We start from the raw sequence: 21,632 nt of genomic DNA, 5'->3' as shown, positions 1-21,632 counted from the left end.
CTCACAGGTCCCGCAACAACCCCGGCGGCAACACCGGCGGGGACCACTCCCGCTCCGGCAGGAACGTGGTCCAGGTGCCGTCGAAGGGAAACGCCCCCGATTCCGCGAGCGCGATGTGCCGCTCGCCTTCCGCTCGCAGCGCGATGAGCTGCTCCTCTGTCAACCGCCCCGCTCTCACCGCCTCGGCCGCCTCGTCCTCGTCCTTCCACTCCCAGCGCAGATCGGGATGTACGACGAGGTCGAGCACGCCGTCGATCCGGCACGGTCCCAGCGCGTCCCTCCCGAGCGGAAGCTCCAGGTTGACGTACCAGCCGGTGAAGCCGCCGTCGACCGCGAAGAACCACCACACGGACGCGAGGGTGTGCTCGCTGATCAACCGCAGTGTCGAGGAGTCCCGCCACTGGTCCCTGATCCGCATTCTCGGCGTGACGAACCGTTCGGCCAGCGGCGCCTCGCGCAGATCCCTCCCGTCGGCGAGCCTGCTGCCGACGATGGTGGTTCCCGCGGGCAACCAGCCGAGCAGGTCGTTGCCGTCGTCGGCGAGCACCCGAAGCGGGTGCTGCTGGCCCACGCTCGCGTCCGGCCGCAGGAAGCTGAGCACCACCGTGTCGCCCCGATCCCACCTCACAGCGCGAACACCAGTGCCCCGAACAGCACGGTGGTTCCCGCGACCGTGACGACGGCGGGAAGCCTGGCCTCGCGGGCGACCAGCGCGCGGGCGCACGCTTCGGCGAGCGTGAATGCCGCGGCGAGCAGCAGCGCGCCCAGCGGCGACAGCAGTACCGCGAGCGCGGCCGTCAGCGCACCGGCCAGCGCGGTCACCACGAGCACGTCACGTCGCCCGCTCCGCTCGAAGACGGTGGCAGCCGAGTCCCTGACACCGGTCAGCGCCAGTAGCGCCGCGCTCCCGGTCGCGAGCACGACGACGGCGCCGAGCAGCGGTCCCAGCGCGGCGGCGTCGGCGGCGGCGAGCACGTCCCGCAACGACGTCGGGGACAGTCCGAGTCGCACGGGGCCGAGCTGCCACAGCGCGCCCGCGGCGACGGCCGACGCCATCACGGCGCCCACCGCGACCGCCCTGCCGGTGAGCCCCGCGAACATCGGGAAGCACAACGCGGCGGCGGCGAGCACCCCGGCGAACGAGACGCCCTGTCCCGCCTGGCCCACCACTTCCACTGGCGCGATCGCGGCACACAGCAGCACGAACGCCACACCGGCAAGGAGCAGCAGGCCGGAACACCACCGCCGGTAGTAGCCCGCGAACACCACGCCGGTCGCCGTCGCCGCGGTGACCACCGCGACGAACCCCAGCACGGCCGGTCCCGGCTGTCCGGGAACCAGGTAACCGGCGAAGACGGTCGCGAACACCACGACCCTCGTCACGCCCGAGGCGAGCCCGAGACCACCGAGCAACCGCGACGACCGGTCCGGCAGCTCGGGCGAGGCGGTATCCGGCCGCGCGCAGTACGCCAGCGCGGCGGCCACCACGACCCCGGCGAGCAACCACCAGCCCGCCACCGAGGCCGCCGCTGCCAGCGCGCCGATAAGGACCCCTGCGACCTGCACCCTCGTACCTACCTCTCCGGGCCTGCACCGCCGTCAATAGCATGACCGAAGCACGACCACCACCGTGGTCGAGATCAGTCGCCGTCTACCGAGGAGCCCTGCCGTGAGCCTGCCGAAGCTAGCCCTTTCCGAGATCACCGAGGCCGCGCTTGGTAAGAGCCGTGCGGAGGCGATCGTGATCGGCACCGTCGCCGGTGCGAAGGGACTGGAGCTGGCGCCCGGTGCGGAGTCCGTCGACGCCGCGCTCGGCGGTTCCCTCGTCGACGTGCTGCGCACGCTCGGCGCCACCGGCAAGGCCGAGGAGGTCGTGAAGGTTCCCACCCTCGGCAAGCTGCCTTCCGGTTTCGTGCTCGCGGTCGGTCTCGGCGAGCAGGACCCCACCTCGGAGCGGGTGCGCAGGGCCTCGGGAGCCGCCGGCCGCGCGCTCGCGGGCACCGCGAGGGCGCTCACCACGCTGTCGGTGCTGGATCTGCAAGCCGCCGTCGAGGGCATCGTGCTCGGCGCGTACGGCTTCACCGAGTTCAAGTCGGAGCCCGGCGACGCCCCCGTGTCCACTGTGGATGTCGCGAGTCCCGCCGAGGGAACCGCGAAGGAGCACAAGGCGACGCTCAAGGCGGCGACGGCGATCGCGGAGGCGGTGTGCGTCGCGAGGGACCTGATCAACACCCCGCCGAACGTGCTGTTCCCCTCCTCGTTCGCCGAGAGGGCGAGGAAGCTCGCCGAGGCGGCCGGGCTCGACGTCGAAGTACTGGACGAGAAGGCGTTGAAGCGCAAGGGTTTCGGCGGCATCCTCGGCGTCGGCGGCGGCTCGTCGCGGCCTCCCCGGCTGGTGCGCATCAGCTACAAGGGCGCCAAGGCGCGCAAGAAGATCGCGCTGGTCGGCAAGGGCATCACGTTCGACACCGGCGGCATCTCGCTCAAGCCCGCCGCCAACATGGACGCGATGACCTCGGACATGTCGGGCGCCGCCGCGGTGCTGGCTTCCGTCGTGCTCGCCGCGAAGCTCAAGTACCCGCTCGCGGTCACCGCCTATCTCCCGCTCGCCGAGAACATGCCCTCCGGCACGTCCTACCGGCCCGGTGACGTGCTGACGATGTACGGCGGCAAGACCGTCGAGGTCCTCAACACCGACGCCGAGGGAAGGCTCGTGCTCGCCGACGCGATGGTGCGGGCCGCCGAGGACGAGCCCGACTACCTGATCGAGACGTCGACGCTGACCGGCGCACAGGTGGTCGCGCTCGGCAGCCGCACGGCGGGAATCATGGGGACCGAGGAGTTCCGCGACCGGGTCGCCACCGTCGCGAGGGCCACCGGCGAGGGCGGCTGGGCGATGCCGCTTCCCGAGGAACTGCGCGGCGATCTGGACTCGAAGCTCGCCGATCTCGCCAACGTCACCGGTTCCCGGTTCGGCGGGATGCTCGCCGCCGGGATCTTCCTGCGCGAGTTCGTCGCCGACGGCCTGCCGTGGGCACACATCGACGTCGCGGGGCCCGCCTACAACGCCGGTTCGCCGTGGGGTTACACCGGCAAGGGCGGCACCGGGGTCCCGGTGCGCACCATCGCGGCCGTTCTCGCCGACATCGCCGAGAACGGGTGACCGAGCCCGGCAGCCCTGCCGAGGGCTCGGCCGACGCGCCGTCGGGGCCCGCGGAGCGCGCCGTCAGGGAGGTCCTGACGGCGGCCGACGGCAAGGTCGACGCCGTGATCGGTTCCTCGGCGCTGTTGCTCGCCTGCACCGGGGCTCTCGGTGAATCGGACCGCCTCGTCCTGCGCTGGCTGGACGTGACGGGACGGCCGGTGACCGAACTGGCCGCCGACCCGGTACGGGCCCGGGCGTGGGCGATGCTGTTCGAGGCGAGGGGCGCGCGGCCGGAGTGGGCGCGGGAACTGCTTCCCCTCGATCTCGACGCCGAGGAGCGCGCTCACCTCGCGCACCTCGGCGGCCCTGGCGCGAAAGACACCGGGGACGGATTGCTTGCTTTCGTGAACAAGCTCGGCGAACTCACTGGGAGCATGGGCAGCACGGAGGACGAGAAGGAACCCCGCACCCCCGGCCAGCGGCTCCGGCGGCATGCGGCCGAAGCCGAGACGCTGGCGGCGGCCGGTGACCGGGAAGGCGCGCTCGCCGCGCTCGGCGAGTGGGCCCTGCTGGCGAAGGACCTGCCGGAACCGGATGTGGCGACGCTTGCCGCGGGCAGGCACGTGGCCCCGCTGCTCGTCGATGGTGCGCTCACCGTGCCGGGTGAGTGGGCCCGCGATTACGCGGGAACGCTCGTGGCCGCGCTGCTGACCAGGTACCGGGCGGACAGGGCGCCGCTGGACCTCGCGGGCCTGATCGGCGAGATCATGCGCCTGCGAGGCGAACCGCACAGCACGCCGCCTCCCGCGACCCCGGCAGGGATCGCGTTCGCCGAGCAACGGCTCGGCATCACCCTGCCGCCCAGCTACCGCGATTTTCTGCTGACCTGCGACGGGCTTCCCGGCGACGTCGTGTTCCCCCGGCTGCTCGGGGTGGCGGAACTGGGCCTCGTGAAGTCCGTGCTGCCGATCAGCGAACCGCCACGACTGGTCCTGCTGCCCGGCAACGCGGCGGTCGTCGAGTGGGACCCGGTGTTCGGTACGACGACCCATTCCGGCATCAGGGCCGTGCTCGAAGAGCACCTGCGCCTACTCGAAGCGGCACTGTGACCGAAGACCGTGGCCAGCTCTTGACTAGCCTTGCTCTTCCTGCCTGCGCCGCTCCATGATCTTCTGCCGCTCGGTGAACTCGCGCATGCGTCTGGGGTAGCCGGTCTTGGCGACCTCGTACACGGGAATCGAGCGTTTGCGGCCGAAGTCCTGCGCGGCGGTCAGGCTGCCGATGCGGCGGCGGGTCCACTCACCGTCATGTGCGATCAGTACCACTGTGGTGTCCGTGACAGTGGTCTTCGGTTCCACGTAGGCCTCGACACCCTTGCGGGCGGCTGCCCAGGCGTCGAGGTGCTGCGTGTCCGCTGAGCTGGACTTACGTAGTGTTCCGGGCTTTGACCCTCCCTTCCCTCTGCGGCGCAGTGAGTCGAACAGGCCCACGTCGACCACCTCTCCTCTCGTGGCTTATGACGATCATTATCCCGGGAACCGAAACGCGATGTCCCGCCCACAGCACCACTAGCTCGCAAGCCTGTCAGGCGAGGTGACAAGATGAGGTGTGCTGAGCGCGCCACGGCGCCGTGCGGACGACTTGTTTGATGAGTGAAGACACACGAAACGGCCTGCCAAGGAGTGGGAGAAGTGACCGACGCTGAAGCCGACCTGGTGATCCTGGGTGGCGGATCGGGTGGCTATGCCGCGGCGTTCCGCGCCGCTGAACTGGGCCTTTCCGTAACCCTGATCGAGAAGGACAAGCTGGGCGGCACCTGCCTGCATCGCGGCTGCATCCCGACCAAAGCGCTGCTGCACGCCGCGGAGGTCGCCGACTCGGCCCGCGACGGCGAGCAGTTCGGCGTCAAGACGGTCTTCGAGGGCGTCGACATCGCCGGCGTCCACAAGTACAAAGACTCGATCGTCACGAGGCTCTACAAGGGACTACAGGGACTCGCCAAGGCACACAAGATCAACTACGTCGAGGGGACCGGCACCTTCGCGGGTGGCACGACCGTCGACGTCGCCGGCACCAAGTACACCGGCAAGAACCTGCTGCTTGCCACGGGTTCCTACTCCAAGACGCTGCCCGGCCTCGAACTCGGCGGCCGCATTATCGCCAGCGAGGACGCGCTCACCCTCGACTACATCCCCAAGAAGGCCATCGTGCTCGGCGGCGGCGTCATCGGCGTCGAGTTCGCGAGCGTGTGGGCCTCCTTCGGGGTGGACGTGACCATCGTCGAGGCACTGCCCCGGCTCGTGCCCAACGAGGACGAATTCGCGTCGAAGCAGCTCGAAAGGGCCTTCCGTCGCCGCAAGATCGGTTTCAAGACCGGAGTCAGGTTCACCGGCGCCAAGCAGGACGACAACGGCGTGAGCGTTTCGCTGGAGTCCGGCGAGACCCTTGAGGCCGACCTGCTGCTCGTCGCGGTCGGCCGCGGTCCCAACACCGCTGGCCACGGCTACGAGGAGGCGGGCCTGAGCATGGACCGCGGGTTCGTGCCGACCGACGAGCGGCTGCGGACCAACCTGCCGAACGTGTACGCCGTCGGCGACATCGTGCCCGGCCTCCAGCTCGCGCACAGGGGATTCCAGCAGGGCATCCTCGTCGCGGAGGAAATCGCGGGGCTGAACCCGAAGCCCATCGACGAGGCCGGTATCCCGAGGGTCACCTACTCGCACCCCGAGGTCGCGTCCGTCGGGCTGACCGAAGCCGCCGCGAGGGAGAAGTTCGGTGCCGACATCACGACGTTCACCTACGACCTCGCGGGCAACGGCAAGAGCCAGATTCTCAAGACTTCCGGTGCGGTCAAGTTGATCAAGGCGCCGGACGGGCCGGTCGTCGGCCTCCACCTCGTCGGTGACCGGGTCGGCGAATTGATCGGCGAAGCGCAACTCATCTACAACTGGGAAGCTTTCCCCGAGGATGTCGCTCCGCTCATCCACGCCCACCCGACCCAGACCGAGGCGCTCGGCGAAGCACACCTTGCCCTCGCGGGCAAGCCACTGCACGTGCACGGCTGATCCAGCCCGCACCGCCGCCAACAACAAGACCACACCCGAACAGTCAAGGGAGTCAGCGAACGATGGCGTACTCCGTCACATTGCCGGAGCTCGGTGAGAGCGTCACGGAGGGCACGGTCACCCGATGGTTGAAGCAGGAGGGTGACTCGGTGGCGGTCGACGAACCGCTGCTGGAGATCTCCACCGACAAGGTCGACACCGAGGTCCCCTCCCCCGTCGCGGGCACCGTGCAGAAGATCGTCGCGCAGGAGGACGAGACCGTCGAGGTCGGCGCCGAACTCGCGGTGATCGACGACGGTTCCGGCGGCGGCGAGGCGAGTGCTCCCGCAGCAGCGCCGGAGCAGCCCGCCCAGCAGGAGCAGCCCGCACAACCCGAACAGCCCGCTCAGCCCGCTCAGCAGGAAGAGCCCGCGCAGGAGGCGGCGCCGGCGCAGGCCGCCGCGCCGTCGGGCGGGCAGGCTTCCGGCACCCCGGTGACCCTTCCCGAACTCGGGGAGAGCGTCACGGAGGGCACCGTCACGCGGTGGCTGAAGCAGGTCGGTGACTCGGTGGCGGTCGACGAACCGCTGCTGGAGATCTCCACCGACAAGGTCGACACCGAGGTCCCCTCCCCCGTCGCGGGCACCGTGCTGGAGATCTCGGTGGCCGAGGACGAGACCGTCGAGGTCGGCGGGCAGCTCGCCGTCGTCGGCGCGGAAGGCGCCGCTCCCGCGCAGCAGGCACCGGCTCAGCCGACTCAGCCGACGCAACCGGCCCAGCCCGCACCGGAACCGGCCGCACAGCAGGCTCCCGCACCGCAGGCACCCCCGGCACCCGCTCAGCCAGCGCAGCCCGCTCAGCCAGCGCAGCCCGCACCGGCCGCGCAGCCCGCACCGGCCGCGCAGCCCGCCCAACCGGCTCAGCCCGCGCAGCAGCAGGCGGCACCGAGCCAGGACGGCGCCGCCGTGCCGTACGTGACGCCGCTCGTGCGCAAGCTCGCGGCCGAGCACGGCATCGACCTCGCCTCGCTCACCGGCTCCGGGGTGGGTGGCCGCATCCGCAAGCAGGATGTGCTGGCCGCCGTGGAGGCGAAGCAGAAGCAGCAGGCACCGGCGGCGGCTCCGCAGCAGCAGGCCCCCGCCCCCGCCGCGGCGGCACCGCAGGCCGCGGTGTCCGACTCGGAGAAGGCGGCCCTGCGCGGAACGGTGCAGAAGGCGAGCAGGATCCGCCAGATCACCGCGCTGAAGACGAGGGAATCGCTCCAGGTCTCGGCGCAGCTGACCCAGGTGCACGAGGTCGACGTCACCAAGATCGCCAAGCTGCGCCAGCGCGCCAAGGCCGCGTTCAGGGAGCGCGAGGGCGTCAACCTGACGTTCCTGCCGTTCTTCGCGAAGGCGACGGTCGAAGCGCTCAAGCAGCACCCGAACGTCAACGCCTCGTACAACGAGGAGACGAAGGAGATCACCTACCACGGCGCCGTGCATCTCGGCATCGCCGTGGACACCGAGCGCGGCCTGCTCTCGGTGGTGATCCACGACGCCGGTGAACTGAGCCTCGCGGGGCTTGCCCACCGCATCGCCGATCTCGCCGACAGGGCCCGCAACAACAAGATCGGCCCGAACGAGATCACCGGTGGCACCTTCACCGTCACCAACATCGGCAGCAACGGCGCGCTTTTCGACACTCCGATCATCGTGCAGCCCCAGTCGGGCATGCTCGGCACCGGTGCCGTCGTGAAGCGGCCGGTCGTGGTCACCGATCCCGACGGCAACGACACGATCGCCATCAGGTCGATGGCCTTCCTGCCGCTGACCTATGATCACCGGCTCGTCGACGGTGCCGACGCCGGCAGGTTCGTCACGACGATCAAGCAGCGCCTCGAAGAGGGCAACTTCGAGGACGAGCTCGGCCTGTAGTCCTCATGAACCGGTAAGGGGCGTCCACCTTCGCGGGTGGGCGCCCTTTTCCGTACCCGGCGAGATCGCACGCGCGGCCGCCCTTTGTCTAGAGTGGACGGTATGCGCGTTCTCGTCGCCGGATCGAGCGGTCTCATCGGCACGACACTCGTGCCCCGGCTGAGAACGGAAGGCCACGAGGTCGTCCGGCTGGTGCGCAGGGAAACCAGGGCAGCAGACGAGTTCAACTGGGATCCTCCGGCGGGCCGGATCGACGACGGCGCGCTCGACGGGGTCGACGCGGTGGTCAACCTGTGCGGCGCGCCGCTCGTGTCGGGAAGGTGGAGCGGAGCCCGCAAACAGTTGCTCACCGACAGCAGGCTCGAACCGACCGAGGTACTGGCCGAAGCCGTCGCGGAACGTGGGATTCCCGTGCTGATCAACGGGTCGGGCGTGCACTTCTACGGCGACACCGGCGACGTGGAGGTCGACGAGGGCGGCGCGGCCGGATCGGGATTCCTTTCCGGGCTGTGCCAGGCGTGGGAAGCCCGCACGGCACCGGCGAGGACGGCGGGAGCCAGGGTCGTCACCCTGCGCACAGCGCCCGTGCTTTCCGGAAAGGGCGGCATTCTCGGCCTGCTCAAGCCGGTGTTCCTGCTGGGGCTCGGCGCCAAGCTCGGCGAAGGGAACCAGTACTTCTCGTGGATCAGCCTTCCCGATCACGTCGAAGCCATCCGGTTCGCACTCGAACACGACACGGTGTCCGGGCCGCTGAACCTTGCCGCTCCCACTCCGGTCACCAACGCGGAGTTCACCAGGACACTCGGCAGGGCACTGCGCAGACCGGCCCCGTGGCGGGCTCCCGGCGCCGTGCTGCGGCTCGCGCTCGGTGAAGCCGCCGACGAGATGCTGCTGACCGGCCCGAGAGCGACGTCGGCCGCACTGCCGCGCGCGGGTTTCTCCTTCGCCAACCCCGAACTCGGCGGCGCGCTCGCGGCGGTGCTCTGAAAGCGCCGGTGACCGTGCAACGCGCTGAGGGACGTGCCGCGCTGATCGGTTCGATCGCCGCGGGAATCGTACTGCTCACCGGCTTCGCGGTACTCGGGTTCGCGGTGAGTCCGGCACCGGCCCACGGCCTCGACGCCGGTATCGGCGAGGCGTTGCGCGACCAGTGGCGGGGCACGGCCGGCACCGTCGCGAACATCGTGAGCGCCGTTCTCGGCCCGGTGTTGCCGGTGCTGCTCGCCGTCGTGCTCGCGGTCGCGGGCACCGTGCTGTGGCGGCGGGGCCGGTCGTGGCACGCCAGCGTCATTTTCCGGACACTCGTGCTGCTGGTGTGTTGCCGGGCGGCGAGTTTCCTCGGCAAGCCACTCTTCGCGAGGGAACGGCCGAGACCCTTCCCCGATTTCAGCTTTCCCAGCGGGCACGTCGTTTCCGTCGCCAGTACGGTCGCCGCGCTCGTCGTTCTGTGCTTGTGGCTGGCTCCCCGGCTCGTCGCGCTGACCGCGTGGTTCGGCGCGCTCGCCATCGTCCTGTGCGCGGCGAGCCGCGTCGTGCTCGACGTGCACTGGCTGACCGACACGCTCGGCGCCGTGCTCGCCGTGGCCGGGATCGCGCTGCTGTCGGGCGCGGCACTGCGGCTGGTACCAGTGAAGCGGCGCGGCGTAGCCTCGTCGATGTGACTGCGAAAGCGACCATGTCCTGCCGCGCTGGTGGCGATCCCGTCGACGTGCGCGAGATCGGTGTCGTCGAGTACCTGCGAGCGTGGGAACTGCAACGCGAGCACGCCGCCGCCCGCGCCGAGGAGCGCGGCGCCGACACGATGCTGCTGCTGGAGCACCCCTCCGTGTACACGGCGGGCAAACGCACCCGGCCCGAGGACAGGCCGGTCGACGGCAGCCCGGTCATCGACGTCGACAGGGGCGGGCGCATCACCTGGCACGGTCCTGGCCAGCTCGTCGGCTACCCCATCGTGAAGCTCACCGACCCCATCGACGTCGTCGACTACGTGCGCCGGATCGAGGAAGCGCTCATCGCCGTGTGCGCCGGATTCGGCGTGCGCACCGGCAGGGTCGAAGGACGCAGCGGGGTGTGGCTTCCCGCCGAAGAGGGGCGCCAGGAGCGCAAGATCGCCGCGATCGGCATCAGGGTCCAGCGCGGCGTGACCATGCACGGCTTCGAACTGAATTGCAACGCCGACCTCGGCGCGTTCGGCAAGATCGTGCCGTGCGGTATCAGTGACGCCGGTACCACGTCGCTTTCGCTGGAAACGGGGCGTGACGTCACGGTCGCCGAGGCACTGCCCGCCGCGAGAGACGCGGTGCTGGCCGCGCTGGAGGGCGAACTGCCGGTCAGCGACCACTGGCTGCCGAGGCCGGAGCAGCCGAGCGCCCCCGGCGTCACCTTCGCGCTGCGCACCTGACCGGGTGGCCACGGGGGCCCGATCGAGCCCCCGTCGCCGGAGCGCTCAGTCGAGCTGGGGCTTGACCTCGGCCGCGATCAGCTCCACGTGGTCGAGGTCGCTCACGTCGAGTGCCTGCAAGTACAGACGGGATACGCCGGTCTTCTCGCGCCACTGGCCGATCTTGTCGACCACCTCGGCCGGGGTGCCGGCGAGGCCGTTGGCCCGCAGCTCGGGTACTTCCCTGCCGATGGCTTCGGCGCGCTTGGCGACCTCGGCCTCGTTCCTGCCGACGGCGATGACCAGCGCGGCCGAGCGGACGATGTCTTTCGGGTCCCTTCCGGCCGCGCGCACCGCCGCGTCGACCCGCTCGTACTGCGCGAGCGCGGTGTCGATGTCGACGAACGGCAGGTTGAACTCGCTCGCGTAGCGGGCGGCGAGTTCGGGAGTGCGCTTCTTGCCCAGCCCGCCGACGATCACCGGCGGCCCCGGCCGCTGTGCGGGTTTCGGCAGCGCTGGTGAGTCCTGGAGCGTGTAGTAGGTGCCGTCGAAGCAGAAGGTCTCGCCCTCCGGCGTCCCCCACAGGCCGGTGATGATCGCGAGCTGTTCGGAGTAGCGGTCGAACAGTTCCTTCGTGGCGGGCATGGGAATGCCGTATGCGGTGTGCTCCTCGGCGAACCAGCCGGAACCGAGACCCAGCTCGACCCTGCCGCCGGACATCTGGTCGACCTGGGCGACCGAGATGGCCAGCACCGAGGGATGCCGGAAGGTCGCGGCGGTCACCAGCGTGCCGAGCCGGATGCGGGAGGTCTCGCGGGCGAGGCCGGCGAGCGTGATCCAGGCGTCGGTCGGGCCGGGCAGCCCGCTGACCGAGCCCATCTTCAGGTAGTGGTCGGACCGGAAGAACGCGTCGTAGCCCGCGTCCTCTGTCGCCTTGGCGATGGCGAGCAGGTCGTCGTAGCTCGCACCTTGCTGGGGTTCGGTGAAGATCCTGAGTTCCACGCGCTTGAGCGTAACTATTCAGCGCTGTCCGGGGGCGGCTGGCGGACCTGATGAAGCAGGCTGATGATGACCGTCTCGACCTGACGGCCCACCGCTTCGGGGTCGGCCGAGCCCGCGATTTCGGTGGCGGCGCTGGACAGCGCGCCGAACAGCAGCCTGGACGTGACCTCGACCGGCACGTTCATGATCTCGCCCGCGTCGATGAGGTCCCGCAGGCTCGACCTGATCAGGCCGAAGCTGTACCTGTCCTCGGCTTCCTTCCAGCGCTGCCAGCCCATGACTACAGGAGCCTCGTGAATGGCGATGCGCTGATAAGCCGGATCGAGGCAACTGGAAATGAATTCCCTGAGCCCGTTCAACGCTCGGTCCCACGGTTTTTCCGGACCCCGCAGTATCTTTTCCAGCCGCCCTTTCACGTCGGTTTCCACCGCGTCGAACGCCGCCTCGAAAACAGCCTGCTTACCACTGAAGTGGTGGTAGAGCGCACCTTTGGTGACCTTGGTCCGCTTGGCGATCTCGTCGAGTGACGTACCGGCGTAACCGCGCGTGGTGAACAGTGCGATCGCGCTGTCGACCAGAGCCGAACGGGTCGATTCGGAATACTCTTCTCTTCTTGACCGCATTGTCACCACGCTCACGACTCTACGCCGCACACCATCGCCATACCGATGGTATGTTGGGTCGCGTCGGATCCATACCGAGAGTATGTCGCAAACCGCCGGTATGACCTTGAGGCACGGAAGGGGATCGGACGTGAGCTGGGAAGACTTCTATCGCAGGCGCGACCTCATCGATGCCGTACTGGATGCCGCGAAGGCCGGGAAACAGCACGAGCCGCCGTGGCGCGCGGTGCCCGAGGCGATCAGGGAGTTCGGCGGCGAGGAACGGCTGCTGCTGGCTTTGCAGTACAAGTGGAGCCAGGTACTCGGCGGCAGGCTCAGGGTCGAGAACTCCGGCCCCGAGGACGCCGGTGACCCGCGCGGCGGTAAGGACGACACAGACCAGGTCGACGCGGTGGCAAGGGCATGGCTGTCCGCCGAGCGTGACAACGCGACGCTGCGAGGACTACTCGACAGCGCGACGGCGGCCAGTCCCGCGCTGAGGGCCGCCAACGACGCCGAACTGCGGATGCTGGCGATCACGGCGGGCCTCGCCGAACCCGGCGAACCGGACGCCGAGGTCACCGAGGTCGGCAACGCCTTCGTGGCGCTGCTGCGCGAGCGGCGGCGGCACCCGGGGCAACGTCCTGCGCGCAAAGCCAACCCGCTCGGCCAGCTGCTGCGAGCGCTCGCGCCGACGGCATGACGTGTTGTCCCCGCGTCAGCACGTGTAGTTAGCTGTCGGCCATGGCGAGGCAGGACGGACAGCGGCGGGACGGACAACGGGCGCCCGGGCACGGCACGTGGGCCGAGCGCGACATCGGCGACCAGACGGGCACCACGGTGCTGATCACCGGCGCCAACTCCGGGCTGGGGCTGCGCACGGCGAAGGTGCTCGCGGCCAAGGGCGCGACGGTGCTGCTCGCCTGCCGCTCCGAGGAGCGAGGCAGGCAGGCGCTCAACGACGTCGAGGTGGTCGCGGCGACGCAGCCCGCGCTGATCTCGCTCGATCTCGCCGACCTCGCCTCGGTGCGGCGGAGCGTGACAGCCGTACGCGATCTCACCGGAGGCACGCTCGACGTCCTAATCAACAACGCGGGGCTCATGGGCACCCCGAAGGGCGCGACCACCGACGGCTTCGAGACCCAGTTCGGCACCAATCACCTCGGGCACGCCGCGCTCACCTGGCTGCTGATGCCCGCCCTGCGCGGCGCGAAGGCGGCGAGGGTCGTCACCGTCTCCAGCCTCACCGCCAACGGCGGCAGGATCGACCTCGACGACCCGTTCTTCGAGCAGCGGCGCTACAACCCCGCCGCCGCCTACGCGCAGTCGAAGCTGGCCAACCAGGTCTTCACGATGGAACTGGACCGCAGGCTGAGGGCAGCCGGTTCGCCGGTGCTCAGCGTCGCCGCCCACCCCGGTTACAGCGACACCGGACTGGGCGGCGCCATGGCCCGCTCGCACGGCAACGCGCTCGCCAGGGGTGTCATTCGCACCGGCACCAGGCTCGGCGAGCTGCTACTGGCGCAGAACTCGCGGATGGGCGCGCTGCCTCAGCTCTACGCCGCCACCGCCGACGAGGTCACCGGCGGCGACTTCATCGGCCCTCGCGGTCTCGGTGCGCTGCGCGGATACCCCGCGAAGGGCACTCCCTCACGCACGGCGAGCGACGCCGCCCTCGGTGCGGGGCTGTGGGCGCTGACCGCGAAGTTGACCGGGATCACCCCGGACCCGGAGTGAGCTTGTCGGTGAAGATCGGACGCGTAGGCTGGGTTCGTGACTGCTGTGCCGGAGGGTCGGAAGCTGCTGCGGCTTGAGGTCCGCAACAGCCAGACCCCAATCGAGAAGAAGCCGTCCTGGATCAAGACCCGGGCGCGCATGGGTCCGGAGTTCACCGAACTCAAGGGACTCGTGCGGCGCGAGGGACTGCACACCGTGTGTGAGGAAGCGGGCTGTCCCAATATCTACGAGTGCTGGGAAGACCGCGAAGCCACGTTCCTGATCGGCGGCGAGCAGTGCACGAGGCGCTGCGACTTCTGCCTGATCGACACCGGCAAACCCACGGCGCTCGACCGGTCGGAGCCGCGCAAGGTCGCCGAGAGCGTGCAGGCCATGGGCCTTCGCTACTCGACGGTCACCGGCGTCGCGAGGGACGATCTCGACGACGGCGGCGCCTGGCTGTACGCCGAGACCGTGCGCCAGATCCACGAGCTCAATCCCGGAACCGGTGTCGAACTGCTGATCCCCGACTTCAACGCCGAACCCGACCAGCTCGCCGAGGTGTTCTCCTCGCGGCCGGAGGTGCTCGCGCACAACCTGGAGACGGTGCCGCGCGTGTTCAAGCGGCTACGGCCCGCTTTCCGGTACGAGCGTTCACTCGAAGTCATCACCAAGGCCCGCGACGCGGGGCTGGTCACCAAGTCGAACCTGATCCTCGGCATGGGCGAAACCCCCGACGAGGTCACCGGAGCGCTGCGCGACCTCGTTGAGGCAGGCTGCGAGATCATCACGATCACCCAGTACCTGCGCCCTTCGCCACGGCACCACCCGGTCGACCGCTGGGTCAAGCCGGAGGAGTTCGTCGAGCACACCAAGGCGGCCGAGAAGCTGGGCTTCGCCGGTGTCATGGCAGGCCCGCTCGTGCGCTCGTCCTACCGGGCCGGCAAGTTGTTCGCGCAGACGAAACAGCACAGGGGCGAGCAGCTTCCGGAGAACCTGCGGCACCTCACCACGGCCGGCCCGGCCGCGCAGGAGGCGAGCAGCCTGCTGGCCCGGCAGTCGTAACGCCGGGCGCGGCAAAATCAGGGAGAACCCCGAATCGGCCGAACCAAGCAGGCGATAGTGTCGTCCTAACGACGAACGGCGTGGCCGAACGCGCGGCCACGGGACGACAAGCTCACAGGCTCACAAGGGGACGCTCGTGGTTACCGATCTGCTCAACTGGCTGCAAAGCCTTCCTCAGCCAGCTTTGGTCGGTGCGACGGGCCTGCTCGTTCTCCTCGAATGCACGATCGGGCTCGGTTTCATCGCGCCGGGCGAATCGGGGTTGCTGATCGCGTCGACGACGGCGACGACGGCACCCCGGTTCCTGATCCTGTGGGCCGTGGTCAGCGTGTGCGCCGTCGTCGGTGACTCCATCGGGTACGCGATCGGCAAGCGGTTCGGGCCCCGGCTGCGCGAGACGAAGCTCATCCAGCGCTACGGCGTCGACGCGTGGGACAAGGCGACCGGCATCCTGCAACGCAGGGGCGCGTGGGCGGTGTTCTTCGCGCGGTTCCTTCCCGTCGTGCGCACGCTGACCCCCGCGGCGGCCGGCACGTCCGGTCTCGCCTACCGGAAGTTCCTGCCCGCCGCGATCAGCGGCGCGGTCGCCTGGTCACTGCTGCACATCAGCATCGGTGCCGCCCTCGGCGAAGCCGCGAGGAAGGTCGAGGGCGCGCTCAGCACCGGCGGCATGATCGTCGTCGGGGCACTCGCCGTCGTGGCCGTGTTCTTCCTCATCAGGTACAAGCGCAAGAAGACTCTCGGCGCCAAGGAAAAGCCGGGCGGCGAGCAGGACGAGACCGTCGGCCCGGTGAGCTGACCCGAACGCACTACGCCGTCGGCGGCAGATAGCGACGGGCGACGTTGTCGCTGTCGCTGGCTCCCGCTTTCCAGTCCGCGATCCAGGGACCGGTGCCCTCACTCGGATCGAGCACGCCTTCCTCGAGCCAGCTGAACCGTCCTTCCAGCGCCGCTTTCGCGATCTTCGTGTCGGCCCTGTCGGTGTTGTTCCACAGCGCGTCGAACAGCGCCCGCACGCGCAGCCGGGACTGTTCGCAGAACACCCCGGCCAGTTCGTAGGCCGCCGCGCCCTGCTCCGCGTCCTCCGACCGCTGCATCTCGGCCCGCACACAGGTAGCAGCCATGGCGAACAGCTCGGCCCCGATGTCGACGATGCGGCTCAGGAACCCTTGCCGCTGTTCGAGGCCGGCCTGCCAGCGGGCCATGCCGTAGAAGGTCGACCTCGCCAGTTTGCGGGCGGCGCGCTCGACGAACCGCAGGTGCTCGGCGAGTGGCCCGAACTCGCGGAACGAGGATGGCACCTGTCCCTTTCCCGTCACCAGCTGCGGCAGCCACTTCGCGTAGAACCCGCTCGCCTTCGCCGCGGCGGAAGCCTTGAGCGAAAGGGCGGCGTCGGTGTCGGCGAGCGCGCCCGCCGCCGCGAGGTGCGTGTCGACGGCTTCCCTCGCGATCAGCAAGTGCATGATCTCGGTCGAGCCCTCGAAAATCCGGTTGATGCGCAGATCTCGCAGCAGCTGTTCGACGGGAACGGCGCGCTCACCTCTCGCGGCAAGCGACTCCGCCGTCTCGTATCCCCTTCCGCCCCTGATCTGGAGCAGTTCGTCGGCGATCGTGCAGGCCATCTCGCTTGACCAGAGTTTGGCGAGCGCGGCTTCGATCCGGATGTCGTTGCGTCCCTCGTCTGCCATGTGCGCGGAGAGTTCGACGACGGCTTCCAGCGCGTAGGTCGTCGCCGCGATGAACGAGATCTTGCGGGCGACCGCTTCGTGCGCGCCCACCGGCCTTCCCCACTGCACGCGCAGCGACGACCACTCGCGGGCGATCTTGAGCGCCCACTTGCCCGCACCTGCGCATGAGGCGGGGATCGACAACCTGCCCGTGTTGAGCGTCGCCAGCGCGATCTTGAGCCCTTTTCCTTCCCCGCCGACGACATTGGCCTTCGGCACCCTGACCTTGTGGAAGCGGGTGACGCCGTTCTCGATGCCACGCAAGCCCATGAACGCGTTGCGGCGCTCGACGGTGATGCCCGGCGAATCGGCCTCGACGACGAACGCGGTGACCCCGCCCCGGTGCCCCTCGCTCTTCGGCACCCGCGCCATGACGACCAGCAATTCGGCGACGACACCGTTGGTGGTCCACAACTTCACGCCGTCGAGCTCGTATGCCTCGCCGTCCTCGACCGGGGTCGCCGAGGTCGCGAGCCGCGCCGGATCGGAACCGACATCGGGTTCGGTCAGCAGGAACGCCGAGACCGCGCCTTTCGCGCAGCGCGGCAGAAAGCGCGCCTTCTGCTCGGGAGTGCCCGCGAGTTTGAGCGGTTCCGGAACCCCGATCGACTGATGCGCCGAGAGCAGCACGCTCAGCGTCGAATGCACTGAACCCACCATCATCAGTGCCTGGTTGTAGGCGACCTGATTGAGCCCGAGACCGCCGTAGGACTCGGGGATCTTGATACCGAAGCAGCCCAGCTCGGCGAGTCCCTTGACGTAGTCGTCGGGAATGCGGGCCTCCCGCTCGATGACGGCGGGATCGAGCGTCGCGCAGTAGCTGCCGAGCCTGGTCAGGAATTTTTCCGCTTTCGCGGCGTCGGCCGGATCGGCCCTGGGGTGAGGGTGCACGAGGTCCATGCGGAACCGGCCGAGGTAGAGCTCCTTCGCGAAGGACGGCTTGTCCCAGCCGCTCTCCCTCGCCGCTTCAGCGACCGCCCTGGCTTCCTTCTCCGTGACCTGCGGTTGGTCGACCATGGCCCCTCCTCGTCGAGTCGGCTCTGCTGGTTCACCTACGACCAGTGTTACTCATCGGTAGCGGATCCGAAACCCGTGCCGTGACCACGAGAGGGGCGCGCGGAACGAATCGTAGATTCTCACCCAACGGGATCTCCATTCTGCAAAAAACAGGAACAGAATGTTTCCCAAGAAGACATTACCCTTTCCGGTCGTTCCGGCGCTCGCGCTCGTTTCCCGTAGCGGCACCACACCACCCACCGTGTCTATCTCGGGCACGAAGGCGGACGAGCCTGCCGCGCCATCGGTCACGATCGACGACGCGGGCGCGACGGGGCGCTCGGCTACCGCAGCACCTACCGGATCGTCGCTCATGCCAACGGGGACAACGGAAAACCGGTAGATCGGCGTGCCGCGATCAGGACCCTCACTCCACGAGCGCAAGCCGAGCCGCAGCTCATCCCCTCGCCGGATTCCACGGCCGCGACTGGGGTCGGCATCGGGCAACCGATCGTCTTCCAGTTCACCCAGCCGGTACGAGACAAGGCGGCGGTGGAGAAGCGGCTGCCGGTCACCTCGGAACGTACTGGATGGACGACGAGCACGTGCACTACCGGCCGAAGGACCACCGGCAGCCGGGTACCACGCTGACCGTATCGGCGAAGATTTACGGAATTGATTTCGGAGACACCATCTACGGTTCCACCGGCCTCACCGAAACGGACCGGGTACACGATTCCTGGGTGGCCAAAACCGACGGAAACACCGCGAGCATGACAATCTCCACAACGGCGAACAGGTGAAAAGCATACCCATCGCGGCGCGCACGTGATCTCCTCGAAGGACGCCAGCAGCGACACGATGGATTCGCGCACCTACGGTGTCTGTCCCGGTGACCCGGAGTACTACCGCCCGGAGGAACGCTGGTCGCCGCGCATCTCCAACGACGGCGAGTTCGTCCACGAGAACCCGGGCAGCGTCGCGAACAGGGAAGTTCCAACGTTCTTCGATCACTTCGGCCTCGGCGACGTGGTCGAGGTGACCAACTCCGGCGGCCCGCCGCTGCCGGTGTGGGACACCTACGGCGACTGGTCGCTGTCCTGGCCCGACTGGCAGGCGGGTTCCGCAGTGCACTGACCGGCGTAGGCACGCGGCATCATGGTGAGCATGGAGCAGCGAGAAAGCGCGCGCGTCGAGTACGCACGGGAGCTGGTCGCGGGCGCGAGCCGCATCGTGGCGATGACCGGGGCCGGCATCTCCACCGACTCGGGAATCCCGGACTTTCGCGGCCCGAACGGCGTGTGGACGAGGGATCCGGCAGCGGAGAAGTTGTCCAACATCCACGACTACACGGCGAGCAGGGAGGTCCGCGAGCGGAGCTGGCAGGCTCGCCTCGACCATCCCGGCTGGTCGGCGCGCCCCAACGCCGCGCACGCCGCGCTGGTCGAGCTGGAACGCGCGGACAAGCTGAACGCCGTCGTCACGCAGAACATCGACCGCCTCCACCACAAGGCGGGCTCCTCACCGGAGCGGGTCATCGAACTGCACGGCACCATGTTCGAGACCGCCTGCCTCGGCTGCGGGGACCGCGGGGACATGCGGGAGGCGCTCGCGAGGGTCAGAGCAGGCGAAACCGATCCTCCGTGCACCGAATGTGGTGGCATTCTCAAGTCGGCGACCATCTCGTTCGGGCAGGCACTGGATGTCGACGTGCTCGACCGCGCCAGATCGGCCGTGCTGTCCTGCGATCTGCTGCTCGCCGCCGGAAGTTCGCTCACCGTCCACCCCGCGGCGGGTCTCGTCGGCACCGCGGCACACGCGGGAGCGACGGTCATCGTGTGCAACGCGTCGGAGACGCCCTACGACGACGTGGCCGCCTCGGTGCTGCGCGGGCCGCTCGGCGAGGTACTTCCCGCGCTCGTACCGGACCGGCACGGGGAGTAGATCTCGGCCATCCCGTCGCTGCCGGATACCGGCGCGCCGGTCCGGGTGGGCCCCGCCCCTTCCTTCGGGGCCCACCCGGACATGTGCCCGCACGTCGCCGCTCGATCCCCCGCGGCCGCCGGTGACGTGACGATGAGGATTACCCTGCGTATCTGGTTTGCCGGATTCGGATATGTTTGAGTCGTAACTCGATCTTCGTCCCATCCCCGGTTTACGCACCGAATCGCCACACTGGGTAGCGAAAATACCTCATCGAGGGCAACCTAACGTCTACCTGGTCGCTCTGCGTAACACCAGTCGCCGCGACTCAACGTCACTCAAATGGACCAGCATCGGTAACGCTTCGTGTTGACTCGGTGAGACGTCGGTGAGGATGCCACCGCGAGTCGAGCACTGCCAATACGAGCGCGGCCACCGTCAGCGCGACCGCACACACCATCGCCCAGGCCAGCGCAACCGGATAGTTCTGGTCCGTCGACAGCAACGCGGACTGGAACACCGACGCGAGCACGGCGACCCCGATGGCCGTGCCGATGCGCTGCCCGGTCTGCAAAGCGCCACCCGCGACGCCTGCCATCCGCGTCGGAACCCGGTCCAAGGTCAGCGTGGTGTTCGGGGAGATCACCAGCCCGCCACCGATTCCGGCGATCAGCAGCGGACCGGCCACGGCGAACGGGATCGCCGAGTGCGGCACGTACGGCACGATCAGCGCGATGGCTCCGAGTCCGAGCACCACCATGGTCAGTCCGGTCAGGGTCAGCTTCCTGCCCCATTTGCTCACCAGCCTGCCCGCCACGGCGGCGGACACGGCCGAACCGAGCGCGAACGGTGTCACGACGAGCCCGGATTCCAGTGGCGTGTAACCGAGGCCCCGCTGGAAGAACAACGCGAACACGAGCCAGATGCCGGTGAAACCACTGAAGTAGATCGCGGCGATACCCGCACCCGTGGCATAGCCGGGGGTCTGCGTGTAGAGCCTCGGATCGAGCAACGGGGCCCTGTTTCGCCGCACCATGCGGTATTCCCAGCGCACGAACAGAATCCCGAGTACGGCGGCGATGGGGAACAGCCACCACAGGGTTCCCAGCCCGCCCTGCTCCGACTGCACGAGCGGCCACAGCACTCCGGCGACGGTCAGCCCCAGCAGCGCCATGCCGACGAAATCCAGTTGCGAACGGATCGGTGTGCGCTGCCGTTTCCTAGGGGGCAGCAGCCTGGCGGCGAGTACGAGCGCGACGATACCGATCGGGATGTTGACGTAGAACACCCAGCGCCAGCCGTTCTCCGCGCCGAACGCGGCGATGATGAGCCCGCCGAGCACGGGGCCCACCGCCGTGGAAAGGCCCACCGTGGTGCCGAACATGCCGAACGCCTTTCCCCGTTCGGCGCCTCGGAACAGTTCCTGGATCAGGCCCGTGTTCTGCGGGGTCAGCAGGCCGGCGGCGACGCCTTGCAGCAGGCGCGCGCCGACCAGCATCTCCTCGCTCGTCGCCGCACCGGCGAGCGCGCTCGTCAGCACGAAGGCGGACAACGCGATGAGGAACATGCGCCGTCTGCCGACGGTGTCGCCGAGCCGCCCTCCCGCGACGAGGACGAGCCCGAAGGTCAGCGCGTACCCGGCGATCACCCACTGTGCGCTGGCGACCGACGCGCCAAGGCCCGCCTGGATCGAGGGGAGGGCGACATTGACGATGCTCACGTCCAGCAGCGTCATGAATCCCGCGGTGAGCGTGACCGCGAGTGAACGCCAGCGGCGCGGGTCGGGCACGTACGGATCGACGGTCGTCACCCCTACCACCGTATTGAGTACGTGGCGAGGCTTCCTGCCGAACCCGCGCCACGATCGGTGCCACCGCCGCCAACGGGCACCCGGCGGGCGACAGGCAGAAGCAAGGGAGCTTTACTGCCGGAAAACGACAGCAAAGCTCCCTTGCTTCACTCTGGGCCGGGTGGGGCTGTGACGCCCCAGGTCGTATCTGACAAGCCCGTAGCCTGCCGCGCGAGACCAGCGAGACCAGCACGGCCCCTCGCCGCATTGCCGGAAAACCCGGGTACAACCCGGTACGAGGACTTCCCAGTCCTACACAGCCTTGCG

The 21,632-nt window shown here is 69.0% G+C and carries 21 protein-coding genes and 1 pseudogene; 14 read left to right on the top strand and 8 right to left on the bottom strand.

Features of this window, described 5'->3' with window-relative positions; all coding sequences use genetic code 11:
• Position 1 precedes the first annotated feature (1 nt).
• Both BAY61_RS07535 and BAY61_RS07530 read right to left on the bottom strand, forming a co-directional pair.
• Positions 2 to 628, bottom strand: a complete 627-nt coding sequence (locus BAY61_RS07535) for a ribonuclease FAU-1 family protein (RefSeq protein WP_245865897.1) — start codon at positions 626 to 628, stop codon at positions 2 to 4.
• On the bottom strand, positions 625 to 1,566 hold the full coding sequence (locus tag BAY61_RS07530) for a hypothetical protein (protein ID WP_091800290.1): 942 nt from the start codon (positions 1,564 to 1,566) through the stop codon (positions 625 to 627). Before BAY61_RS07530 ends, BAY61_RS07535 begins: the two co-directional genes overlap by 4 nt.
• A 103-nt stretch (positions 1,567 to 1,669) precedes the next feature.
• On the opposite strand from BAY61_RS07530, the gene BAY61_RS07525 reads away from it, so the two are divergent.
• Together BAY61_RS07525 and BAY61_RS07520 are read left to right on the top strand one after the other, a co-directional pair.
• Entirely contained in the window at positions 1,670 to 3,163 is a 1,494-nt protein-coding gene (locus BAY61_RS07525; RefSeq protein ID WP_091800287.1) for a leucyl aminopeptidase, read from the top strand.
• Complete coding sequence (locus tag BAY61_RS07520; protein ID WP_091800284.1) at positions 3,160 to 4,254, top strand: SMI1/KNR4 family protein; 1,095 nt, start codon at positions 3,160 to 3,162, stop codon at positions 4,252 to 4,254. The genes BAY61_RS07525 and BAY61_RS07520 overlap by 4 nt, the downstream gene beginning before the upstream one ends.
• 24 nt (positions 4,255 to 4,278) lie before the next feature.
• Here BAY61_RS07520 and BAY61_RS07515 read toward each other — a convergent pair whose 3' ends face one another.
• On the bottom strand, positions 4,279 to 4,644 hold the full coding sequence (locus BAY61_RS07515) for an oxidoreductase (protein WP_091800282.1): 366 nt from the start codon (positions 4,642 to 4,644) through the stop codon (positions 4,279 to 4,281).
• Positions 4,645 to 4,836: 192 nt separating this feature from the next.
• On the opposite strand from BAY61_RS07515, the gene lpdA reads away from it, so the two are divergent.
• From lpdA to lipB, 5 genes are all read left to right on the top strand, one after another.
• On the top strand, positions 4,837 to 6,210 hold the full coding sequence (gene lpdA / locus BAY61_RS07510; protein WP_091800261.1) for a dihydrolipoyl dehydrogenase: 1,374 nt from the start codon (positions 4,837 to 4,839) through the stop codon (positions 6,208 to 6,210).
• A 62-nt stretch (positions 6,211 to 6,272) separates the two neighbouring features.
• Positions 6,273 to 8,105, top strand: coding sequence for a 2-oxoglutarate dehydrogenase, E2 component, dihydrolipoamide succinyltransferase (sucB, locus tag BAY61_RS07505; protein WP_091800258.1), 1,833 nt, complete (start codon positions 6,273 to 6,275; stop codon positions 8,103 to 8,105).
• A 102-nt stretch (positions 8,106 to 8,207) separates the two neighbouring features.
• Positions 8,208 to 9,092, top strand: coding sequence for a TIGR01777 family oxidoreductase (locus tag BAY61_RS07500; RefSeq protein WP_091800256.1), 885 nt, complete (start codon positions 8,208 to 8,210; stop codon positions 9,090 to 9,092).
• Between the two features lie 8 nt (positions 9,093 to 9,100).
• A complete protein-coding gene (locus BAY61_RS07495; RefSeq protein ID WP_091800253.1) occupies positions 9,101 to 9,766 on the top strand; it encodes a phosphatase PAP2 family protein in 666 nt (221 codons plus the stop codon).
• 14 nt (positions 9,767 to 9,780) lie between these two features.
• The gene (gene lipB, locus BAY61_RS07490) at positions 9,781 to 10,506 is read left to right on the top strand and encodes a lipoyl(octanoyl) transferase LipB (protein ID WP_176879628.1); all 726 of its coding nucleotides are present in this window, start codon (positions 9,781 to 9,783) and stop codon (positions 10,504 to 10,506) included.
• A gap of 45 nt (positions 10,507 to 10,551) precedes the next feature.
• Here lipB and BAY61_RS07485 read toward each other — a convergent pair whose 3' ends face one another.
• Positions 10,552 to 11,487 carry an LLM class F420-dependent oxidoreductase gene (locus BAY61_RS07485; RefSeq protein ID WP_091800247.1) on the bottom strand — a complete coding sequence of 312 codons (936 nt, stop codon included), beginning with the start codon at positions 11,485 to 11,487 and terminating at the stop codon, positions 10,552 to 10,554.
• Positions 11,488 to 11,501: 14 nt separating this feature from the next.
• Positions 11,502 to 12,110, bottom strand: coding sequence for a TetR/AcrR family transcriptional regulator (locus tag BAY61_RS07480; RefSeq protein WP_091800244.1), 609 nt, complete (start codon positions 12,108 to 12,110; stop codon positions 11,502 to 11,504).
• A 130-nt stretch (positions 12,111 to 12,240) separates the two neighbouring features.
• On the opposite strand from BAY61_RS07480, the gene BAY61_RS07475 reads away from it, so the two are divergent.
• The 4 genes from BAY61_RS07475 (at position 12,241) to BAY61_RS07460 (ending at position 15,669) form a co-directional block, all read left to right on the top strand.
• Positions 12,241 to 12,792 (top strand): hypothetical protein, encoded by a 552-nt coding sequence (locus BAY61_RS07475; RefSeq protein ID WP_091800887.1) that lies wholly within the window; start codon positions 12,241 to 12,243, stop codon positions 12,790 to 12,792.
• Between the two features lie 41 nt (positions 12,793 to 12,833).
• Positions 12,834 to 13,826, top strand: a complete 993-nt coding sequence (locus tag BAY61_RS07470) for an oxidoreductase (protein WP_091800242.1) — start codon at positions 12,834 to 12,836, stop codon at positions 13,824 to 13,826.
• A gap of 36 nt (positions 13,827 to 13,862) precedes the next feature.
• On the top strand, positions 13,863 to 14,870 hold the full coding sequence (gene lipA / locus BAY61_RS07465; RefSeq protein ID WP_091800239.1) for a lipoyl synthase: 1,008 nt from the start codon (positions 13,863 to 13,865) through the stop codon (positions 14,868 to 14,870).
• A gap of 136 nt (positions 14,871 to 15,006) precedes the next feature.
• Positions 15,007 to 15,669 (top strand): DedA family protein, encoded by a 663-nt coding sequence (locus BAY61_RS07460; protein ID WP_091800237.1) that lies wholly within the window; start codon positions 15,007 to 15,009, stop codon positions 15,667 to 15,669.
• A gap of 10 nt (positions 15,670 to 15,679) precedes the next feature.
• On the opposite strand, the gene BAY61_RS07455 is transcribed toward BAY61_RS07460, so the two are convergent.
• Both BAY61_RS07455 and BAY61_RS32780 read right to left on the bottom strand, forming a co-directional pair.
• Positions 15,680 to 17,614 (bottom strand): acyl-CoA dehydrogenase family protein, encoded by a 1,935-nt coding sequence (locus tag BAY61_RS07455; RefSeq protein WP_091800234.1) that lies wholly within the window; start codon positions 17,612 to 17,614, stop codon positions 15,680 to 15,682.
• A 51-nt stretch (positions 17,615 to 17,665) separates the two neighbouring features.
• Positions 17,666 to 17,968: a hypothetical protein gene (locus tag BAY61_RS32780; protein ID WP_143021348.1), complete on the bottom strand. Its 303-nt coding sequence runs from the start codon at positions 17,966 to 17,968 to the stop codon at positions 17,666 to 17,668.
• Between BAY61_RS32780 and BAY61_RS33475 the strand changes: the two are divergent.
• From BAY61_RS33475 to BAY61_RS07440, 3 genes and pseudogenes are all read left to right on the top strand, one after another.
• A pseudogene (locus BAY61_RS33475) lies at positions 17,897 to 18,396 on the top strand (Ig-like domain-containing protein). The gene BAY61_RS32780 and the pseudogene BAY61_RS33475 sit on opposite strands and share 72 nt — an antisense overlap.
• A 25-nt stretch (positions 18,397 to 18,421) precedes the next feature.
• Positions 18,422 to 18,730, top strand: a complete 309-nt coding sequence (locus BAY61_RS33470; RefSeq protein ID WP_091800228.1) for a hypothetical protein — start codon at positions 18,422 to 18,424, stop codon at positions 18,728 to 18,730.
• 30 nt (positions 18,731 to 18,760) lie between these two features.
• Complete coding sequence (locus BAY61_RS07440; protein ID WP_091800225.1) at positions 18,761 to 19,537, top strand: SIR2 family NAD-dependent protein deacylase; 777 nt, start codon at positions 18,761 to 18,763, stop codon at positions 19,535 to 19,537.
• 313 nt (positions 19,538 to 19,850) lie between these two features.
• Here BAY61_RS07440 and BAY61_RS07435 read toward each other — a convergent pair whose 3' ends face one another.
• Complete coding sequence (locus BAY61_RS07435) at positions 19,851 to 21,326, bottom strand: MFS transporter (RefSeq protein WP_245865896.1); 1,476 nt, start codon at positions 21,324 to 21,326, stop codon at positions 19,851 to 19,853.
• Positions 21,327 to 21,632: the final 306 nt, after the last annotated feature.

The organism is Prauserella marina (assembly GCF_002240355.1).
Taxonomy (GTDB): Bacteria; Actinomycetota; Actinomycetes; order Mycobacteriales; family Pseudonocardiaceae; genus Prauserella_A; species Prauserella_A marina.
The sequence above is the reverse complement of the archived record's forward strand: the minus strand, read 5'-3'. Positions and strand labels throughout refer to the sequence as shown.